At 46.0% G+C, this 18,785-nt stretch carries 18 protein-coding genes; 5 read left to right on the top strand and 13 right to left on the bottom strand.

Annotation, left to right across the window (positions count from 1 at the left end):
* Window positions 1–37 precede the first annotated feature (37 nt).
* From pyrG to rsgA, 3 genes are all read right to left on the bottom strand, one after another.
* A complete protein-coding gene (pyrG, locus tag AB1K91_RS12915) occupies window positions 38–1,645 on the bottom strand; it encodes a CTP synthase (protein ID WP_413090310.1) in 1,608 nt (535 codons plus the stop codon).
* Window positions 1,646–1,824: 179 nt separating this feature from the next.
* Window positions 1,825–2,364, bottom strand: coding sequence for a DNA-directed RNA polymerase subunit delta (rpoE, locus tag AB1K91_RS12910; RefSeq protein WP_413090308.1), 540 nt, complete (start codon window positions 2,362–2,364; stop codon window positions 1,825–1,827).
* Between the two features lie 109 nt (window positions 2,365–2,473).
* The gene (gene rsgA / locus AB1K91_RS12905; protein WP_413090306.1) at window positions 2,474–3,532 is read right to left on the bottom strand and encodes a ribosome small subunit-dependent GTPase A; all 1,059 of its coding nucleotides are present in this window, start codon (window positions 3,530–3,532) and stop codon (window positions 2,474–2,476) included.
* Window positions 3,533–3,812: 280 nt separating this feature from the next.
* Here rsgA and AB1K91_RS12900 point away from each other — a divergent pair, with 280 nt between their 5' ends.
* The gene (locus tag AB1K91_RS12900; RefSeq protein ID WP_413090304.1) at window positions 3,813–5,000 is read left to right on the top strand and encodes a phospholipase D-like domain-containing protein; all 1,188 of its coding nucleotides are present in this window, start codon (window positions 3,813–3,815) and stop codon (window positions 4,998–5,000) included.
* A gap of 37 nt (window positions 5,001–5,037) precedes the next feature.
* Here AB1K91_RS12900 and argS read toward each other — a convergent pair whose 3' ends face one another.
* Genes argS through speE form a run of 3 tightly spaced genes read right to left on the bottom strand, consistent with a single transcriptional unit; the run spans window position 5,038 to window position 8,030 of the window.
* Entirely contained in the window at window positions 5,038–6,708 is a 1,671-nt protein-coding gene (gene argS, locus AB1K91_RS12895) for an arginine--tRNA ligase (RefSeq protein WP_413090302.1), read from the bottom strand.
* On the bottom strand, window positions 6,705–7,145 hold the full coding sequence (locus AB1K91_RS12890; RefSeq protein WP_093725078.1) for a YwiB family protein: 441 nt from the start codon (window positions 7,143–7,145) through the stop codon (window positions 6,705–6,707). Before AB1K91_RS12890 ends, argS begins: the two co-directional genes overlap by 4 nt.
* Before the next feature lie 57 nt (window positions 7,146–7,202).
* On the bottom strand, window positions 7,203–8,030 hold the full coding sequence (gene speE, locus AB1K91_RS12885; RefSeq protein WP_413090300.1) for a polyamine aminopropyltransferase: 828 nt from the start codon (window positions 8,028–8,030) through the stop codon (window positions 7,203–7,205).
* Window positions 8,031–8,213: 183 nt separating this feature from the next.
* Between speE and AB1K91_RS12880 the strand changes: the two genes are divergently transcribed.
* Window positions 8,214–10,247, top strand: coding sequence for a transglycosylase domain-containing protein (locus AB1K91_RS12880; protein ID WP_413090298.1), 2,034 nt, complete (start codon window positions 8,214–8,216; stop codon window positions 10,245–10,247).
* Between the two features lie 44 nt (window positions 10,248–10,291).
* Here the strand turns inward: AB1K91_RS12880 and AB1K91_RS12875 are convergent, their stop codons facing one another.
* The 4 genes from AB1K91_RS12875 to AB1K91_RS12860 form a co-directional block, all read right to left on the bottom strand.
* A complete protein-coding gene (locus tag AB1K91_RS12875) occupies window positions 10,292–10,792 on the bottom strand; it encodes a YwhD family protein (protein ID WP_413090296.1) in 501 nt (166 codons plus the stop codon).
* A gap of 364 nt (window positions 10,793–11,156) precedes the next feature.
* Complete coding sequence (locus AB1K91_RS12870) at window positions 11,157–11,480, bottom strand: TetR family transcriptional regulator C-terminal domain-containing protein (protein ID WP_413090295.1); 324 nt, start codon at window positions 11,478–11,480, stop codon at window positions 11,157–11,159.
* A 150-nt stretch (window positions 11,481–11,630) separates the two neighbouring features.
* Complete coding sequence (locus AB1K91_RS12865) at window positions 11,631–12,134, bottom strand: YwgA family protein (RefSeq protein ID WP_413090293.1); 504 nt, start codon at window positions 12,132–12,134, stop codon at window positions 11,631–11,633.
* A gap of 12 nt (window positions 12,135–12,146) precedes the next feature.
* Window positions 12,147–13,442 (bottom strand): HD domain-containing protein, encoded by a 1,296-nt coding sequence (locus AB1K91_RS12860; RefSeq protein ID WP_413090291.1) that lies wholly within the window; start codon window positions 13,440–13,442, stop codon window positions 12,147–12,149.
* 185 nt (window positions 13,443–13,627) lie between these two features.
* Between AB1K91_RS12860 and AB1K91_RS12855 the strand changes: the two genes are divergently transcribed.
* The gene (locus tag AB1K91_RS12855; protein WP_413090289.1) at window positions 13,628–14,464 is read left to right on the top strand and encodes a lipoate--protein ligase family protein; all 837 of its coding nucleotides are present in this window, start codon (window positions 13,628–13,630) and stop codon (window positions 14,462–14,464) included.
* A 12-nt stretch (window positions 14,465–14,476) separates the two neighbouring features.
* Here AB1K91_RS12855 and ytvA read toward each other — a convergent pair whose 3' ends face one another.
* Entirely contained in the window at window positions 14,477–15,277 is an 801-nt protein-coding gene (gene ytvA / locus AB1K91_RS12850; protein ID WP_413090287.1) for a YtvA family blue-light photoreceptor, read from the bottom strand.
* Window positions 15,278–15,380: 103 nt separating this feature from the next.
* The gene (pta, locus tag AB1K91_RS12845) at window positions 15,381–16,355 is read right to left on the bottom strand and encodes a phosphate acetyltransferase (protein ID WP_413090286.1); all 975 of its coding nucleotides are present in this window, start codon (window positions 16,353–16,355) and stop codon (window positions 15,381–15,383) included.
* 258 nt (window positions 16,356–16,613) lie between these two features.
* Here pta and hemQ point away from each other — a divergent pair, with 258 nt between their 5' ends.
* Complete coding sequence (hemQ, locus tag AB1K91_RS12840; RefSeq protein WP_413090284.1) at window positions 16,614–17,360, top strand: hydrogen peroxide-dependent heme synthase; 747 nt, start codon at window positions 16,614–16,616, stop codon at window positions 17,358–17,360.
* Window positions 17,361–17,878: 518 nt separating this feature from the next.
* Window positions 17,879–18,373 carry a spore coat protein GerQ gene (gene gerQ / locus AB1K91_RS12835; RefSeq protein ID WP_413090282.1) on the top strand — a complete coding sequence of 165 codons (495 nt, stop codon included), beginning with the start codon at window positions 17,879–17,881 and terminating at the stop codon, window positions 18,371–18,373.
* Between the two features lie 31 nt (window positions 18,374–18,404).
* On the opposite strand, the gene AB1K91_RS12830 is transcribed toward gerQ, so the two are convergent.
* Window positions 18,405–18,773, bottom strand: coding sequence for a DUF423 domain-containing protein (locus tag AB1K91_RS12830; protein WP_413090280.1), 369 nt, complete (start codon window positions 18,771–18,773; stop codon window positions 18,405–18,407).
* Window positions 18,774–18,785: the final 12 nt, after the last annotated feature.

Genomic DNA, 18,785 nt, shown 5'->3' with positions numbered 1-18,785 from the left:
CTTCTCCACTCAAAATAATTGCATATCAGCGTATCAATCAGTTTTCTTTATGCTGTAAAGATGCACCGATAAAACCATGGAATAACGCGTGCGGACGATTCGGACGGCTCTTGAACTCCGGATGATACTGAGAAGCGACGAACCAAGGATGATCCTTGATTTCGACAGTTTCGATCAGACGGCCATCCGGGCTCGTACCAGAAAAGACAAATCCTTGTTCTTCCATCTGTACACGGTATTGATTGTTAAACTCGAAACGGTGGCGATGACGCTCATAAATGACATCTTCATTGCCATACGCTTCTTTTGTTTTCGTACCATCTTGCAGACGGCAAGGATATACGCCTAAACGCAATGTACCGCCTAGATCGGAGATATCTTTTTGTTCAGGAAGCAAATCGATGACCGGGTGAGGCGTCAATGGATCGATTTCACTGGAATGTGCACCTTCAAGATGGAGTACATTACGAGCAAATTCGATGGTTGCCAGCTGCATACCAAGGCAAATGCCAAGGAATGGAATCTTTCTTGTACGCGCGTAGTGAATCGCTTCAATCTTACCTTGAATACCGCGATCACCGAATCCGCCCGGTACAAGGATGCCATCCGCATCTCCAAGTAATTCTTCCGCATTATCTGCTGTTACATCCTCGGAATTGATCCATTTCACATCTATATCAGTGTCATAAGGATAACCTGCGTGTTTCAAGGATTCTACCACGGAAATGTAGGCATCCTGAAGCTCGACATATTTTCCGACCAATGCGATTCGGACAGTCTTCTTAAGATTCGTCACATGCGCAGCCATCGCAGACCATTCGGTCATATCAGCCGGCGGGCATTCCAATCCGAAATGATCACATACGAATTGATCGAGATTTTGGCGCTGCAAGGCAAGCGGTACATCGTAAAGTGTATCAGCATCGATACATTCCACGACTGCATTGATTTCCAAATCACAGGAAGATGCAATTTTTTCTTTCATATCCTTGCTGATGGGCATTTCGGAACGCAGGACAATCGCATCCGGCTGAATACCAAGGGAGCGAAGTTCTTTTACGCTATGCTGTGTTGGTTTTGTTTTCAATTCTCCAGCTGCTTTGATGAAAGGTACAAGCGTACAATGCAGATACATCACATTGTCACGACCGATATCGGATTTTATTTGACGGATGGCTTCCAAGAATGGTAAGGATTCGATATCCCCCACAGTTCCGCCGATTTCCGTGATGACAACATCCGCGTTCGTTTGTTTCCCGGCACGGAATACTTTGTCTTTGATTTCATTTGTGATATGCGGGATAACTTGGACAGTGCCGCCAAGATAATCACCGCGGCGTTCTTTTTTCAACACGGTAGAGTAAATCTTACCTGTAGTCACGTTGGAATATTTATTCAAATCGATATCGATGAAACGTTCATAGTGGCCAAGGTCCAAATCCGTTTCTGCACCATCTTCGGTAACGAAGACTTCTCCATGCTGATATGGACTCATCGTTCCCGGATCCACATTGATGTATGGATCAAATTTCTGGATTGTCACCTGCAATCCGCGATTTTTTAGCAAACGGCCCAATGATGCCGCCGTGATGCCCTTACCTAAAGAAGATACTACTCCTCCTGTAACAAAGATATACTTTGTCAACGTAATCCCTCATTTCTAGCATTTATTTATAGAATACCCATGTCCTTAAAAAAGTTTGATAAAAAATAAAAAGCGCTCCCTTTGTTAAGGGAACGCGTCTTTGGACAATTAAAGAGCCCACATAAAATATTACTGGCTCTCTCCTGTAAAGTCAATAACATTCAGCGAATATTATTCGCTCAGCGGTCTTCATCCTCATCATCTTCGTCGCCAGTCAGATGCATGTCTTCTCCGACGATTTCGCGAGTTTCTCCGTCTGTATCATCGCTTTGATAATCACCTTCGTAATCATCTTCCGCAATATCCTCATCTTCCAGATCATCGTCTTCATCGCCGTAATCTTCGTCGAAGCCTTCTTCGTCAAGAGTGAAGTCTTCCTCAAGATCATCCAATCCTTCGTCTTCTTCTGTTGCACGTTTCTTCCTTTTCTTCGTAGGTTCGACTGTTACGTCTTCGTCGAATTGATCTACTGCATACCAGCTTTTCAATCCCCAAAGATTGGATCCCGCGGTCATGAAACGACCATCTACGTTCAAGTCCGTATAGAATTGCAGCATATAGTCTTCACGCTGTTCATCGCTCAATTGTTTGATATCAGCTATTTTATTGAATAATTCTTTATAATCGGTTGCTTTGTTTTCATCCTCAAGAATCAAATTCGTCAATTCCACGAGGGAAAAGTCAGCAAGCTCTTCTTGGCTGTATTCTTTCAAACCCACTGTCACAGCACTCCCTTTGTCAATAAGTTGGTTATGTTCACGTCTACCGTTTTAGAACCATACCTTACATTATATTGCCAGGCCTATCAAAATGCAATGTTTCTTCCGGTCAGCGGCGTTTTTTGACTTGTTTGACGCTTTTGGAAAGTTGCTTGAACTGTTTTCGCTGTTCCAGCTGCGCTTTCGCAGATGATTTCGTGTCGAGATACCGAAGCTCCCGCTGCAACTTGAAGTAACTATGCAGCCGCTCTGCCTCAAGCCCACCGCTCTCCACTGCCTCCTGCACACGGCAGCCAGGCTCATTTCTGTGCGTACAATCACGGAAACGGCACTCATCTCCCAATTCTTCAATGTCAGAAAAAGCTGCGGACATACCGGATTGCCGCTGATCCCAAAGCTGAAGCTCACGCATGCCCGGTGTATCAATGACCATTCCGCCACCCGGAAGCTGAATGAGTTCCCGATGCGTTGTCGTATGTCGGCCTTTGCCATCGTCTTTCCGAATGTCCCCGGCCAGTTGTACTTCCTTCCCATACAGCAAATTCACAAGCGTGGATTTCCCAGCTCCTGAAGATCCGAGGAAAGCCGCAGTGATACCAGCTGTAAGCTGATTGCTGATTGCATCGACTCCCCTTCTGCCCACTGCACTTGTGATATGGACGTCGACACCGGGAGCGATTGCCTCCACTTCAAGCAATTTCGCCTCCACATCGCTGCACAAATCTCCCTTGCTCAAAATGATGACAGGTACTGCTCCACTATCGTAGGCAGCCAATAAATAACGTTCCAGTCTGCGAAGATTATAATCCTGGTTCAACGCCATCACTAAATAAACATAATCGACATTCGCTGCAACGATTTGCTCCTTTGTCACAACGCCTGCCTCGTTTCGGGAGAACTTGCTCTTACGCGGCAGCAAAGCGTGGATCGTCGCTTTCCCTTCCTCATGCCGGGCGTCGACCAGCACCCAATCACCGACTGCCGGAAAATCTCCTTGTTGCCGGAACTTTCCCGACGGCGTCGCCAGCAGCTCCCCGTTTTCATCCAGCACTTTGTACATATGCTTATGTTCCAAAACAACACGTGCAGGCTTCCATTCCTTATCATATGCCTGCCTCGCTGCTTCCAATTGATCATTCCATCCTAATAGATTCCATGCTTCGTTCATGTTTTCCTCCTAGTGATGCCGTTTTTGGCCATAATAAAAAGGACTGTTTGCACAGCCCTTCCACTAGGAGTCATCAAGCGGAAATACTTCCGCTAATCCAGACGCGCGGAAGGGATGTGCATAGTGACGGACGGCTGTTCATTCATCGCTGTTGTCAACATAGTCATCATCCCTTTCCCTCGAGTCCGGCTATTGCCGTTCGCTCTTATTTGTTTTTATCATACATGATATTGGCTATTTTTGTAAAGCCTATTATTACTTTAGGAAAGGAGATCAGAATATGTATGTCTTCTTCCTCTTGCTGGCTCTCCTGTTCCTTCTGGTCGTACTTATTTGGGTGGACTTGGCGCTCGGCAGGAAGCACAGCAAAAGAAGTGCTGTCAATCGTCTGATCGGCCATAAACATGCCTTCGTTTCCATATTCGATGATGGGATCAGCTTCTATGAAGCGCTGATCCGTGATATAAAAGCTGCGCAGCTGTCTGTCGATATCCAATTCTTTCTCGTGAAGTGGGATGAACCAACACAAAAGCTGGTCGAGCTCTTGCAGCAACGGGCACAGGAAGGAATTAAAGTTCGTTTCTTACTGGACAGGATCGGCGGCTATCGACTGCCTCGAAAAGAACGAAAACTCCTGCGCCAGTCCGGTGTCATGCTCCGATTTGCCAATATACCAAGCTTTCCATATCTACTCTATAACTTGAACTTTCGCAATCACCGGAAAGTGACCATCATTGACCAAAAAAGCGCATATATCGGAGGATTCAATATCGGAAAAGAGTATTTGAGCAAAGAGCCCCGTTTCGGTTTCTGGCGTGATTGCGTCGTCAAGCTTGAAGGAGAAGCTGTCTATACATTCGTTCAACTATTCGCTACTGATTGGGGAGCTCCATTTCGCATATTACCGAAACAGGCACCATCCTTTGATGGTGCCCAGGTGGAAGTTGTCATAACAGAAGCTGATGGCTATGAGGATTGGCTGTTACATCAAATCCACCATGCAAGGAATTACCTGTATATCGGAACTCCTTATTGTGTACCGACTCGACGTGTGGAGGCAGCACTCAAGCGGGCTTCGGAAAGAGGCGTGGATGTCAGGCTGATGCTGCCATCCAAAGTCGATCATTATGTCGTCAACCAAGTATCTTTTCACTTCGCCAGACGACTGCTGCAGCATGGGGTACGGATCAATTTGTACCAAAACGGCTTTTACCATTCAAAAATCGTGCTATGCGATGATTCCTGGTGCGCCGTCGGCTCTGCCAACCTTGATGGCCGCAGTTTGCTGATAAACAAGGAAATTGCGATAACAATCAGGCAGAACGACCTCTTTTATGCACAGCTGCTTGCACTTTGGAAGAAAGACGAGCAATCAAGCATTGATGCCTCCATGCACGATATGCAAAAACGTCCGTGGATTGCCAAAGCAACCGGCATCCTTTTCAGACCGCTTCGGAATTACTTATGAAAAACGCCCGCTAGCATTGCTGCCAGCGGGCGTTCTTTTACATTTTTTCCGGTGCTTCGACACTGATGAGCCGCAGTGCATTTTTGATTGTGATGCGCACTGCCTTCATCAATGCGATCCGCGCTTTTGTTAGCTCTTGATTATCCGGGTTCAATACTTTCTCCGCATTATAGAAGCTGTGGAGTGCAGAAGCCAGATCAAAAGCATATTGCGTGATCCGGTGCGGTGTACGTTTTTCAGCTGCGTCTGCAACTACTTGAGGGAATTCCCCAAGACGTTTTAGAAGATCCAATTCTTTCTCGGCAGTCAGGAGACTAGCATCGTATATTCCTTCTGTCTGGAATCCTTTTTCAGCAGCTTGTTTAAGCATCGTGCTGATCCGCGCATATGCGTACTGCACGTAGAAAACAGGGTTTTCGTTGGATTGGGATTTTGCCAAATCCATGTCGAAATCAAGATGAGAATCACTGGAACGCATGACGAAGAAGTAACGCATCGCATCGATACCGACCTCTTCCATCAATTCACGAAGTGTAACTGCTTTTCCAGTACGTTTACTCATTTTCACCTTTTCGCCATTTTCGAATAGGTTGACCATCTGGATGATCGTAACTTCCAGTGTATCAGCGTCATAGCCTAGTGCTTGAATAGCAGCGCGCATACGCGGGATATAGCCATGGTGATCGGCTCCCCACACGTTGATCAACTTAGAGAATCCGCGATCCAGTTTTGTTTTATGATAAGCGATATCGGGAGTAAGATATGTGTAGCTGCCATCCTGTTTGATCAAGACGCGGTCTTTATCATCCCCGAAATCCGTTGAACGGAACCAGACTGCTCCATCCTTCTCATAAACATAATCCGTTTCACGAAGTGTAGCCAAAGCGGAATCGATTTTTCCGTCCTGGTAAAGGGAAGTTTCCGAATACCATACATCGAAGGGAACACGGAAATCTGCAAGATCCTTCTCCAACTTTTTCAGTTCATATGTCAAGCCATATTGCCGGAAGAAAGCGAGGCGTTCTTCTTCCGGCTTCGCTGCATAGCTGTCACCATGCTCATCAGCCAGCTGTTTGCCGATTTCGATGATGTCCTTGCCATGATAGCCATCTTCCGGCATCTCGGCATCTTGTCCAAGAGCTTGCAAATAGCGCGCCTGAACACTGCGGGCAAGATTGTCGATCTGATTGCCGGCATCATTGATATAATATTCGCGTCCAACGTCATAGCCTGCTGCATCGAGGATGTTGCAAAGGGAATCCCCTACAGCAGCACCGCGGGCATGTCCAAGATGCAAGTCACCTGTCGGATTCGCAGAAACGAACTCAACTTGGACTTTCTCCCCTTTACCTGCATCGGTACGGCCAAAGTTATCGCCTGCTTCCAAAATAGTCGAGACAAGTTCACCAAGATAATCGTTCCGCATAAAGAAGTTGATGAATCCTGGTCCGGCTATTTCGATTTTCTCTACAGGAGCCTGTTCATAATTGAAGTTCTGCTGCAGTTCCTCGGCAATCACGCGAGGTGCTTTCTTCGCTACCCGAGCAAGCTGCATCGCTATATTCGTCGCATAGTCCCCATGCGCTTTATCCTTCGGCTGTTCAAGAATGATAGCCGGAATTGTCTGTTCATCAGCCAAGCCAGCCTTCACTACGGCATCCTGAATTGCCGCTTTTAACTTTTGTTCGGTTTGTTGTACGATATTCATCCGTTACTCTCCTCCTGCACACGCAACGTCAGTGCATGCTTCCTGGACTGCACCTGATTGAGCGTTACTGTATAGCTTATCGTAAGTTCTGCCGGGCTATCAGCCGCCAACGGCGAGAACGTCATCGCGTGCGTGCTTGTTTCCATATGCATTGTACCATAAGGATGGCGGTATACGTTCTCTGTCGGCTGATTCTTTACGAAAACTTGCTTCATATCAAAGCCACCTGAACGTTTGATGCTTACTTTATCCGCTGAAATGGTGATCATCGTCTTCGTATCAGCAACTTCCTCTGACTCCTCTGTAAAACTGACGACCGTCAATCCACCTTTTGCGGAATAGGTACCAGCTGCCCGCAACGTTGTGTGTTCCGTTTCGTCTTCCTCCGTTATTGCCGTATTCATCTCGATCCATACCGGAATCTTCGTCTGATGCATGCAGCTTCCCTCCCTTTCAGCAAGAAAAACGCTTCACGTGGAAGCGTCTCTCTCGTTTTATTTCAATAGATCCTGTACGAATTTCGGCAGTACAAAAGCAGCGTGATGCAGTTCAGGCGTATAGTACTTCGTCTCGATGGACTGGAGACGCTCTGTATCCACTTGTCTCGGATGATGCACTTTACTTCCCATCGTGAACGTCCACAGACCACTCGGATAAGTAGGGATATTGGCTGTGTACAGTTCTGTTATGGGGAAGATTTCCTTTACATCCTTATATACTTGGGAAATCAAATCTGCCTTGAACCATGGGTTGTCTGTCTGGGCAACGAACAGACCATCTTCTTTCAGCGCTTTTGCAATCCCCGCATAGAAGCCTTTAGAGAATAGATTCACCGCCGGTCCTACAGGTTCTGTCGAATCGACCATAATGACATCATACGCATCCTCACTCTCGGCAATATGCATGAAACCATCACCGACGCGCACATCTGCACGTGAATCATCCATCTTGCCAGCAATGGAAGGCAAGAACTTTTTGGAATACTCGATGACTTTGCCGTCGATATCAACAAGTGTCACTTTCTTCACTTTGTCATGCTTAAGTACTTCGCGGATGACACCGCCATCTCCTCCGCCCACAATCAGCACGTTCTCAGGATTCGGGTGCGTAAACAAAGGTACATGCGCTACCATCTCATGATAGACGAACTCATCGCGTTCCGTCGTCATTACCATGCCGTCCAAAGTCAGCATGTTTCCCCATTCTTCTGTTTCTAGCATGTCCAATTTCTGGAAATCAGTTTGTTCACTATGCAGAGAACGCTTCACTTTTGCCGTGATACCAAAGCTGTCTGTCTGTTTTTCCGTATACCAAAGTTCCATTGGATGTCATTACTCCTTATGTGTAGAATCCTATATCATCTCGCAACTAGTGTTGGTCATTTTTATAGCTTTAAACAATCAAATTATAGAGAAAATCCGAAAAAAAGCAACCCTTTATGACGTTTATTATCCTACCGTTAGCCGATACTGTTTTTGACACCATGAAGGAAGCAGGCGATAGACTTGATTCGGATTCCGACAGCCCGTTGGCAGAAGTGGCTCCGGCCGAAAAGACTGGCGGCATTTACTCTCGGAGGCATGTTGACTGCCATTGGCGGATTGCTCCTCATCTGTTATTTGATGGGACCCCCGCCGATGACAAATAAATGGAGTACGACATTCTACGCAAATGACGATACGATTCTCGGCGAACAGTACGGCAACACGACGAAACGATGGGTATCATTGGAAGAAGTCTCTCCTCATTTGATTCATGCAACCATCCTGGCAGAGGACAAGAACTTTTACAAACATCATGGCTTTGCTTGGAAACGCATATTCGCTGCCGCCCTGCAAGACATCAAGGCTGGCGCCAAGGTGGAAGGGGCCAGTACCATTACCCAGCAATATGCCAAAAATCTCTACCTGACCAATGATAAGACATGGACACGAAAATTCAAGGAAGCCATATACAGCATTCGGTTGGAGATGTTTTATTCGAAGGATGAGATATTGGAAGGTTACTTGAATACGATTTATTACGGCCATGGGATGTATGGCATCCAGGCTGCAAGCGATTATTATATGGATAAGGACCCTGGCAGCCTGACAGCTGCTGAGGCTGCCCTGCTTGCCGGCATACCGAAAGGGCCATCTTATTACTCCCCTTTCCAGAATGAAGAACTTGCTGACGAACGACAGGAATATATTTACGGACTGCTGCAGGAAGCAGGGTATATCACGGAACCCGAAACGCTTCCGGCTGTGTCGCTTTCGACAAAGCAGGAACGGGAAAGCCTTAAACGTGCCGGTTATTTCCAGGATTATATTACAGCTGAATTAGCCGAGGTGCTGGGAATGGATGAAGCTGAAGCTGCATCTGCCGGATATCATGTTCATACAACGATGGATCCCAAACAACAGCTGCAGCTGGAAATGCAAATAGCCGACACCATCCCGACAGACACGGAGCTGCAGACAGGGGCGATTGCCATGGATCCAGATTCAGGCGCTATCACGGCCATGGTCGGCGGTACCGATTATAAAGCCAGCACCTATAACCGGGCCACTACATCCAAACGGATGCCCGGATCGGCCTTCAAACCTTTTGTCTATTACACAGCGCTGAATAATGGTTTCACTCCGATGACACAGTTAAAAAGTGAAGAAACAACTTTCAAGCTGCCGAACGACGGAGAATATGCCCCAGGCAATTATCATGGCTATTATGCCAATGATGAAATCACGATGGCTGAAGCTATCGCGATGTCGGATAACATCTATGCGGTGAAGACGAATTTGATGGTTGGTGCAGAAAAGGTTGCAGCCGATGCCAAAAAGCTTGGCATCACAAGTGATTTACAGGCAGTCCCCTCCCTTGCTCTCGGGACTTCACCTGTATCGGTCGAAGAAATGGGCGTCGCCTACAGCCGGATTGCCAATGGCGGCAAGCCGATAGAAAGTTATACTATCGAGAGAATCGTCGACCGCAATGGGAAAACCATCTATTCCCATCAGCAGCCGAAGACCAAAAGCAAATTGGATAAAAAGAGACTTTTTGTGCTTACGGACTTGATGACAGGCATGTTCGACGATTCGCTCAGCAGTTATATGCGTGTCACCGGCGCAGCAATCAAGGATCAACTGAGCCGCCCTTATGCAGGAAAATCCGGAACGACAACCACCGATAGCTGGATGGTCGGATTCAGCCCCGACTTGGTTACAGCTGTCTGGACGGGCTATGACGACAACCGCTCCATGGAAAAAGTAAAGGAATTGACCTACAGCAAGGAAATTTGGGCCGGCTTTATGGAAAAAGCCCATGAAGGTGAACCGATCAAGGCGTTCCGCCCGCCAGCTGGCGTACGCGGCGTGTTCGTCGATCCTGATTCGGGGCTACTTGCCACTTCCTATTGCGAAAAACGCCGGTTCACCTATTTTGTAAGAGGTACGGAACCAAAGCTATACTGCCATCCCGATTTGGATGATAATCCGCTATCGCCCAAACAGGAAGCGCCGCTGAACAGGCGAAAACGCTGGTTTGATTGGTTATTTTAAAATGGAAAAAGCCGCTGTCCTTTATCAGGGCAGCGGCTTTTGCTTCATTGCAATTGCTCTCTTAATTCTGCGGGTGTGCGATTCCAGAATTCCGGCTTATATTCCTTGAGGAAATCAACCAGCAATTCCTTCGATAAATCGTCCATATGGGCCAGCACATACTTTCCTTTCAAGGATTGCTCCATATGCTTCACATGCTCCGGCATCGACTTGTAAGCGATCCGATTCGGACGGTCGACAAGAATCTCACTTGCAGCGGCCCCGTAATAATATGGGCCATCCCCGCCATTTTGCACTGTCACCCAGACAATCCAGTACAGCTTTCCATCCGGCACCTTTTCTTTCTCATTCTGGAAACGAACACGTCGCTCCACTTGGCTGCGGGCATGCATTGCTGCCATATCGACATATGCTGTCTTCTCATTCGGATCGACGATGATCGGACTCATATTTTCCAAACTGATGGAACCTACACCATAGCCGCCATGACCATCTGTTGAATCATCTTTCATGATCGTGAAAGCATTATTTTTTTTCTTTTCCACCTGAACCGCTCCCTCGACTTTTGCTTCTATAGTAGCATGTGCTGGAATATCACTTCAATTCTATTGTTTTATCATGGAGTCTGAATACACTGAAATACTCCTCTCTTTAGATATATCTAGCTCTAACCATTAATGCTGTCGTAGTCTTCCATCAAAGCGGCTGTTTTAAAATCTAAAAGCTAGTTTAAAACTACGGTCTCCTTAAGCCTTAAAACAAAATTAAAAAGCATGAGCCCGGTACAATACCAGACTCATGCCCAGAGCGTTGTAATGAAATAACATGTCTTACTTTCCAGGGCACTTCATTTCGAAGCTATGGTTATAACCGTACAGGTAAAAATAAATTTAATTAGCGAGTGTCCTGTTAAACTCTAATTGCTTTCCAAGATATTTCCACGATTGTTTGAATCTGAATTTCATCAAGAGGGTATTTCCCTGATAAATAGCCTTTAATTGCAGATGAAATAATCCCCTTAACAACCTGACAACATAAAATAGGGTCCATTTCTCTAATAATACCGTTTTTTTGCCCTTCTTTAATAAGAGTAAAGATCACTGCATCGGAGAGAGCAGGTAATTTCCTTACTTCTTCAGGAATAGATGGTGATTCACAGTAATTTTCAATAAACAAAAATTGCTGAGGATGATCTAAAGAGAATTTTACGATATTAACTAGGATAGATTTCATTCTCTAAAACTATATAAGTCATGACCATCTAAAATTTGTACTTAAATGAAACTAGGTGGGAATTGTTATGAATAAAAGGTGTCCTAGATGATGTTGCTTTTGGTATTATTTAATGAAGAAGCGAAGGACCCATTAGATCCTTCGCTTCTCTTATGCTTTCAGCTTTTTCAATGAACCGATGAATTCCCAAGCATCATTCATTTCTTCATCTGTATAATTTTGTTTCTTTTTCACTGTCCGTACCTTTTCTTCCACTTCCTCCTGCGGAAGTTCCTCGAAATACAGCATTGTAGATACAAGTTCAAGGAATCGAGAGCTTCTATCCTTCAGCAGACTTACAGCCTCCTGATAGTCGGGGAATTGATTTTCATAATGTGTAAGGAACTGCTGCCCCTCTTCCGTTATCGTGTAACGGTATTGGGTATAGCTGCTTTTATCCTCTTTCATCTCGTTGATCAGACCGAGGTTGCTCAGTTCATCCACACGCAGGGACAACTCCTCCGAATAGGGACCGAATAAATGAAATTCATATTTTTCACCGAACGGAATTCCATTTTTCTTCAGTATGTAAATCATCTTCTGCAGTTTCTTTCTTCCTACCACTTCTTCCACAGAGGAAAAGAATTGCAGGAGATTTGCGTGATTAGCTAGCATAGCTGCTCCTCCTTATTGAAATAAAATCTCGTAAATACGCTGTTTCTGTCTGCTGTCTTCCGGCAAAGCTTCTAAAATATCCTGTGGGAAATACAATTTATGGTCTGTTCGTTTCTTCCCCGAAATCGCTTCTACTATATCCGATTGCCGGGACAATTCCTTAAGTTTTCCATTCGGCAGCTGCAAGTGGATCGGCAGCCGCTCCTCTTCTTCTCCCGGACGATAAAAGTCGTATGGCAAATCCGAAGATGAATCATCGATCAGATAATATTCCGGGTCGATGCCGACTTCACTGAAAAGCTTGGACAGCTCGACCATCTCCTTTACATGGAGAAGCGGATTGAATTCAATATATTTGAAGAGCCTGCGGTTGAGGAATCTTTCACATAAGTCTCTCAGTATATCATCTTCTTCCTCCAGCCAAGCCTGGAAATAGAAGGAAGTCACATTCTCATCGAGTCGTATGTAATCCTCCAGAGTGACATTTCCGTCAAATAAAGAAATGAAATGCTGCGGTCGCAGCTTGAAAGTATAATCACTCTGATAGAGAGCTTTGGCCCGGTGCAGGATCTTCGTCAAAATCACTTCCGCACTGCGTGTCACCGGATGGAAATATACTTGCCAATACATTTGGTAGCGGCTCATGATATAGTCCTCCACCGCATGCATACCGGACTCTTTTATGACAACCTGGTCTTCACGAGGCCGCATCACCCGGAGTATGCGCTCCATGTCGAAATGTCCATAGCTGACGCCGGTGAAGTATGCGTCCCGCTGCAGATAGTCCATCCTGTCTGCATCGATTTGACTGGAGATGATACTGACGATCAATTTGTCGCCGTATGTCTTATTGATCACTTCGGCTACCTTTTTCGGGAAGCTTGCGCTCACTTTCCGAAGCACATGGTTGACACCGGTATCACCAAGGATGATCTTGCGGGTGAATTCTTCGTGATCCAATCCAAAAACCTTTTCGAACGAATGGGAGTATGGGCCATGGCCGAGATCGTGAAGCAAGGCAGCACAGAGCAGCAGCAGCCTCTGTTCTTTTTTCCAGTTCTTCCGATTCTCGAAATTACCGACTATCCGCCTGACAATCTCATACACACCCAAGGAATGATTGAATCGGCTGTGTTCGGCACCATGAAACGTCATATTGGAGGTTCCGAGCTGCTTGATCCTCCGAAGCCGCTGGAATTCAGGCGTCGCTATCAGATCCCAGATGACGCGGTCACGCACATGTACATAGCGATGCACAGGATCTTTGAAAACTTTTTCTTCTTCTAGCTTTTCATCTCGATACGCCATTTCCTCTGCCTCACTTTATGTCATTCTATCTCGTTATTTTTTGTCCAATAGAACTAGTTTATAAAATATCGGGGTCCCAGTAAATAACCAAACGTAACTTTTACTCATTTCTTGTCTACCCTATTTTTTGCTATACTATGTATTGGCGATTTTACGCCATTTCGTTGAAAAGGAGCGCGTACTACGTGTTACATACATTATTCAATGCACCTCTATTCCGCATTATCGATCATTCCGGTGAAGATGGACCGGAGCAGGCAATGGCCTCCTTCGCAATTGACGATGCACTGGCTATTTCTGTTGGAGAAACTCTGGTCCCGCCGACTGCAAGATTGTGGATCCATGATCGTACAATCATGCTCGGCATCCCGGATTCACGATTGCCTTACATCGATGAAGGAGTTGCTTATCTGCGGGATCAAGGCTATAAAGCCGTCGTCCGGAACTCTGGCGGCCTCGCTGTTTTACTGGATAAAGGTGTTGTCAATCTGTCCTTCATCTTTCCTGATGCCAAACACATCGGGATCCATGACGGCTACCAAGCGATGGTTTCCTTCATCCAATATATATTCCGTGACCTTACTGATAAAATCGAAGCGTTCGAGGTAGAAGGTTCCTATTGTCCCGGCACCTATGATTTAAGTATAGACGGTCGGAAATTCGCCGGTATTTCCCAGCGTCGTGTCAAAGATGGTTCTGCTGTACAAATTTATTTATGTGTGGATGGCAGTGGCGCTGCACGTGCTGAAATCGTACGGGGCTTTTATGAAAGGGCCAAAAAGGATGCAGAAACTCGCTTTACATTTCCCGAAGTAGTGCCGGAAACGATGGCATCATTGGAGGAATTGCTCGATGTCCCGCTCACAAGCGAGCAGGTTTGTAAGCGAATCGTCGACGGGCTGGCTTCCATCACGCACATCATTCCAGCTGGCGAAATGACGGTACGGGAAGTCGAGCTGCAGCAGGAGCGGATGAAACTGATGCGCACACGCAATGAAAATTTCCTAAACAAAAACCGCTGACCGGTAATCGGTTCAGCGGTTTTCTTTCTCCAAAAAGGATAATGCCTGTTTTACTGTCGAATAGAACCGGATGTTTTGATCACTGAAATCGGCTTGTCGTACACTTTCCATAGCCATCTTCGGATGAAAGCCCGTAACGATCAAGCGGGTGCCCATCATATCCAGCAGCTGGTGAAGCCGCAGTACACCATGATGAACCCCGCTATGGAAACGGCTGATACCCTGCAGATCAAGTAGGAAATTCCGCTCTCCCGACTTCTGGACATGCTCGCCGACTCGTTCCAGTATCTGATTCAGCCTGTGATCATCAACATCACCAATCAGCGGCAGAATCGAAGTCGTATCCGTGATGGGAACAATCGGTGTGGATAAGCGGGATACTTCCTCCAGATAATGCGAGACCAGCTCCTCATTCTGCTTCCGCTCTGTCACATCTTTTTGGACGCCGACGAAAAATGTCTTTTGCTCACTTTCCAGATAAATCGGATAAATCTCGAGCTCATTCCAGAACATTTCGCCGTTCTTCCGGTAATTCTTCAGCTCCACCACGACAGCTTCTTCATTTTTGATGGCATTCCGGACGACGGAGACATCATTCTCATCTGTATCTTCACCCTGAAGAAATCGACAATTAAGACCAAGGATTTCTTCTGAGGGATAACCAGTTAATTTTTCAAAACCCTTGTTTGTATAAATAATCGGATTATCAGGAAGTGAGGGGTCTGTGATTACCACTCCTGCCCCTACGTAATCGATGGCATGCTTCACAAACTGATCTGTTACTTCGGATGAATAGCGGATATCCTTGCCCAACAATACTCACTCCTTTTGCATGTAAACAAGGCTATTCTACTATATTTAGGAAGTAAAGACAAAACAAACAAAAAAGACGCCTTTCTAAAGGCGCCTTCAAAAATTATTCTACGGACTGGGCAGCTGTAATCAATGTAAGCTTGTACACATCATCTGCATCACAGCCACGGGATAGGTCATTCACCGGTGCGTTCAGACCTTGCAGGATCGGGCCGACAGCATCGAAGTTGCCTAGGCGCTGTGCAATTTTATAACCGATGTTACCAGCTTCAAGGCTAGGGAATACGAAAACATTCGCATCACCTTTCAACACAGCGTCCGGTGCTTTTTTCGCAGCTACGGAAGGTACGAAGGCTGCATCGAATTGGAATTCGCCATCTACGATTAGGTCAGGGTTTTTCTCTTTTGCAATTGTAAGCGCATCCGCTACTTTCTCTGTTTCCGGAGATTTAGCAGAACCTTTAGTTGAGAAGCTTAGCAACGCAACTTTCGGATCGATACCGAACATGGCTGCTGTTTCAGCACTTGCCACAGCAATCTCCGCAAGATCCTGGCTGTCAGGTGCGATGTTGATGGCACAGTCTCCAAATACATAACGCTCATCACCCCTCACCATCACGAATGCACCGGAAGTTTTCTTGTATCCTGGCTTCGTTTTGATGATTTGCAATGCTGGGCGTACTGTATCAGCAGTGGAGTGTGCTGCACCGCTGACAAGACCGTCTGCTTCGCCTGTGTATACAAGCATAGTACCGAAGTAGTTTTCGTCTTTTAGTAATTTCTTTGCATCTTCTTCTGTTGCTTTGCCTTTGCGGCGTTCCACGAACGCAGCGACAAGTTCATCGAATTTTTCGTAAGTATCGGGATCGACGATGGTTGCACCATGAAGATCGATAGACAGTTCTTTAGCTTTCTGCTCCACTTGCTCTTTATTGCCAATCAAAACTGGAGCAATAATCCCCTCTTCTGCAAGCTTTCCAGCTGCCTCCAAAATACGTTCGTCCAATCCTTCCGGCAAGACGATACGTTTATTCTGACCTGTCACTTTTTCCCGCAATGTTTGAAATAAATCACTCATCCTAAAACCCTCCTAGAATATGTCTGCATTTCTATAGTAAATCTTTTTGTTTTACTTTTAAAGTCATATTAGCTGCCACTGATTTTTTAAATTAAAATAACCAACCCTTTAGATGTTCCCATTTCTGTCAAAGTATACACGTTAAGTGTGCTGGATAGTTGTTATAATAAAGATGGGATCAGCAAGCAACGACAGGCATGGTATGATGTCGTTTGTGTTACACTATACAAAATGTGAACGAAAAAGGAGTGTTTAGGCATGGCAGAAGCAGTAGAAACCATGGACGGCTGGTATTGCCTGCATGATTTTCGAGTAATGGATTGGACAAGCTGGAAACTGGCATCCGTTGATGAGCGCCAAGCGGCAATCGATGAATTCCAGAACTGGCTTTCGGATATGGAACAGGTGGAAGAAGCAAATAACGGCAGTCAGCTTGCCTACAAGATTATTGGTCACAAAGCAGATTTGATGTTCATGATCCTGCGACCGACAATGGATGAACTGCAAGAAATCGAAACGACTTTCGACAAAACGAAGTTGGCTTCTTACATGACAAAGAGCTTTTCTTACCTATCAGTCGTTGAACTCTCGAAATATATGAGCAAGCCTGGCGTCGACATCGAACAGAAGCCGGAAGTACAGGCACGCCTGAAACCAATCCTGCCCCGCTGGGATTATATGTGCTTCTACCCGATGGATAAGCGCCGGATGAATGAGGACAACTGGTATTCACTTGAAAAAGATGCTCGCTCAAAACTTATGTATGAGCACAGCAAAACCGGCCGTAAATATGCTGGTCAAATCAAACAGATCATCACAGGTTCATTCGGATTCGACGATTGGGAGTGGGGCGTCACGCTGTTTGCCCACGATCCGCTGCCAATCAAGAAGCTCGTTTATGAAATGCGATTCGATGAAGTAAGCGCACGCTACGGTGAATTCGGCGACTTCTATTTCGGAAATATCCTGACAAAAGAAGCAGCCTCCGACTACTTCCATATTTGATGCAAAAGGCTGGGACAAAAGCGTTTCAGCTAGATGAAAACCCGAACTATGACGTAAATCTTAATTTAAGATTTACGTGAGTTCGGGTTTTTTGAATACGAAGACTCCTCGAAAATAACAACCAATTTTCTTCGTGTGAGGTGAAGCTGTCGAAGCTTTTCATGCCCTAAGGGAAAATCCCAGTGGTGCTTTTCCGCGAGGAGGCTTGGGCCGTGGAAAATGAAGTGTTCTGCCAAAGCAGAGCTTGGGAGTATTGTTCGTGTTTAGCACTAGCATTTTTGTTATGTACTCGTCTTTTTTTATATCTTTTGTTCTACCCCTCTTTCCGATCACATATCATGTCAAAGAACAGGCATGAGATCCTTTGACATAAGGTTAGGCAATGGCAATTGTCAGGAGAAGAATCAGTCTTGTTCAGGCTGATGAAGAGCACAAGCAAATACAAAGATTTTCTTCACCCCTGCAGCCAGCCTGCTAAGTGTCTTCTAAGTTGAATGTTACAGGAAAGGGGAATGAAAATGAGTAAGAACCCGAATCAGGAGAATCAGAATCAGACTCCGAGTACCCCACAGTACCAAGAACAGGGCCAGCCATATGCTTATCCGCAAGTCCCGAATTACAGCTATCCAAACCGCCAACAAAATCAGCCCTTTTACCCACAGCAACAACAGCAGGTTCCGTCACAAGTTCAAGGTGGTGGATTTCCAGGCGGCGGTGCAGGTCCTGGGCTTCCGACCGAGCAGTCATACATCGAGAACATCCTGCGCCTGAATCGCGGCAAGCTGGCTACTGTCTATATGACTTTCGAAAACAATGACCGCTGGAACGCAAAGATCTTCAAAGGTACGATTGAAGCTGCCGGGCGTGATCACCTTATCCTGCGTGATCCGGAGAATAACCGCCGCTACTTACTATTGATGGTTTATCTAGATTATGTGACATTCGATGAACCGCTCAATTATAATTACCCTATCGGAAATCCGGGCGGCTTGGCCACATACCCTCCACGATGAAAAAACCTCTGCTGCGGCAGAGGTTTTTCCTTTATAGATATTTGATTGCGGAATAACCGAGCAGCACCCAGCCAATCAAGAATGCGACACCGCCTACTGGAGTGATCAAGGCAAAAACCGTGATACCACTGACAGCGTATATATAAAGCGTTCCCGAAAATAGCAAGATACCTGCGATGAAGAAACCGCCGGCAGTCATCAAACTTCCCGCTTGGATTTTTTGCAGCAGCAATGCCACCCCGATTAGCGCCAATGTATGGAACATCTGGTATAGGACTGCTTTTTCCCAAGTGGCGATTGCCTTCTCCGTCAGCCTTCCTTCCAGTCCGTGCGCCCCGAATGCTCCAAGACCTACAGTAAGGAAACCACTGATAGCTGCAATTATAAGTAATGCTTTCATTTTTCTGCTCCT

It is taken from the genome of Terribacillus jepli (assembly GCF_047228925.1).
GTDB lineage: Bacteria > Bacillota > Bacilli > Bacillales > Amphibacillaceae > Terribacillus.
Note: the sequence above shows the minus strand (reverse complement) of the source record. Positions and strands in the feature narration are given on the sequence as shown.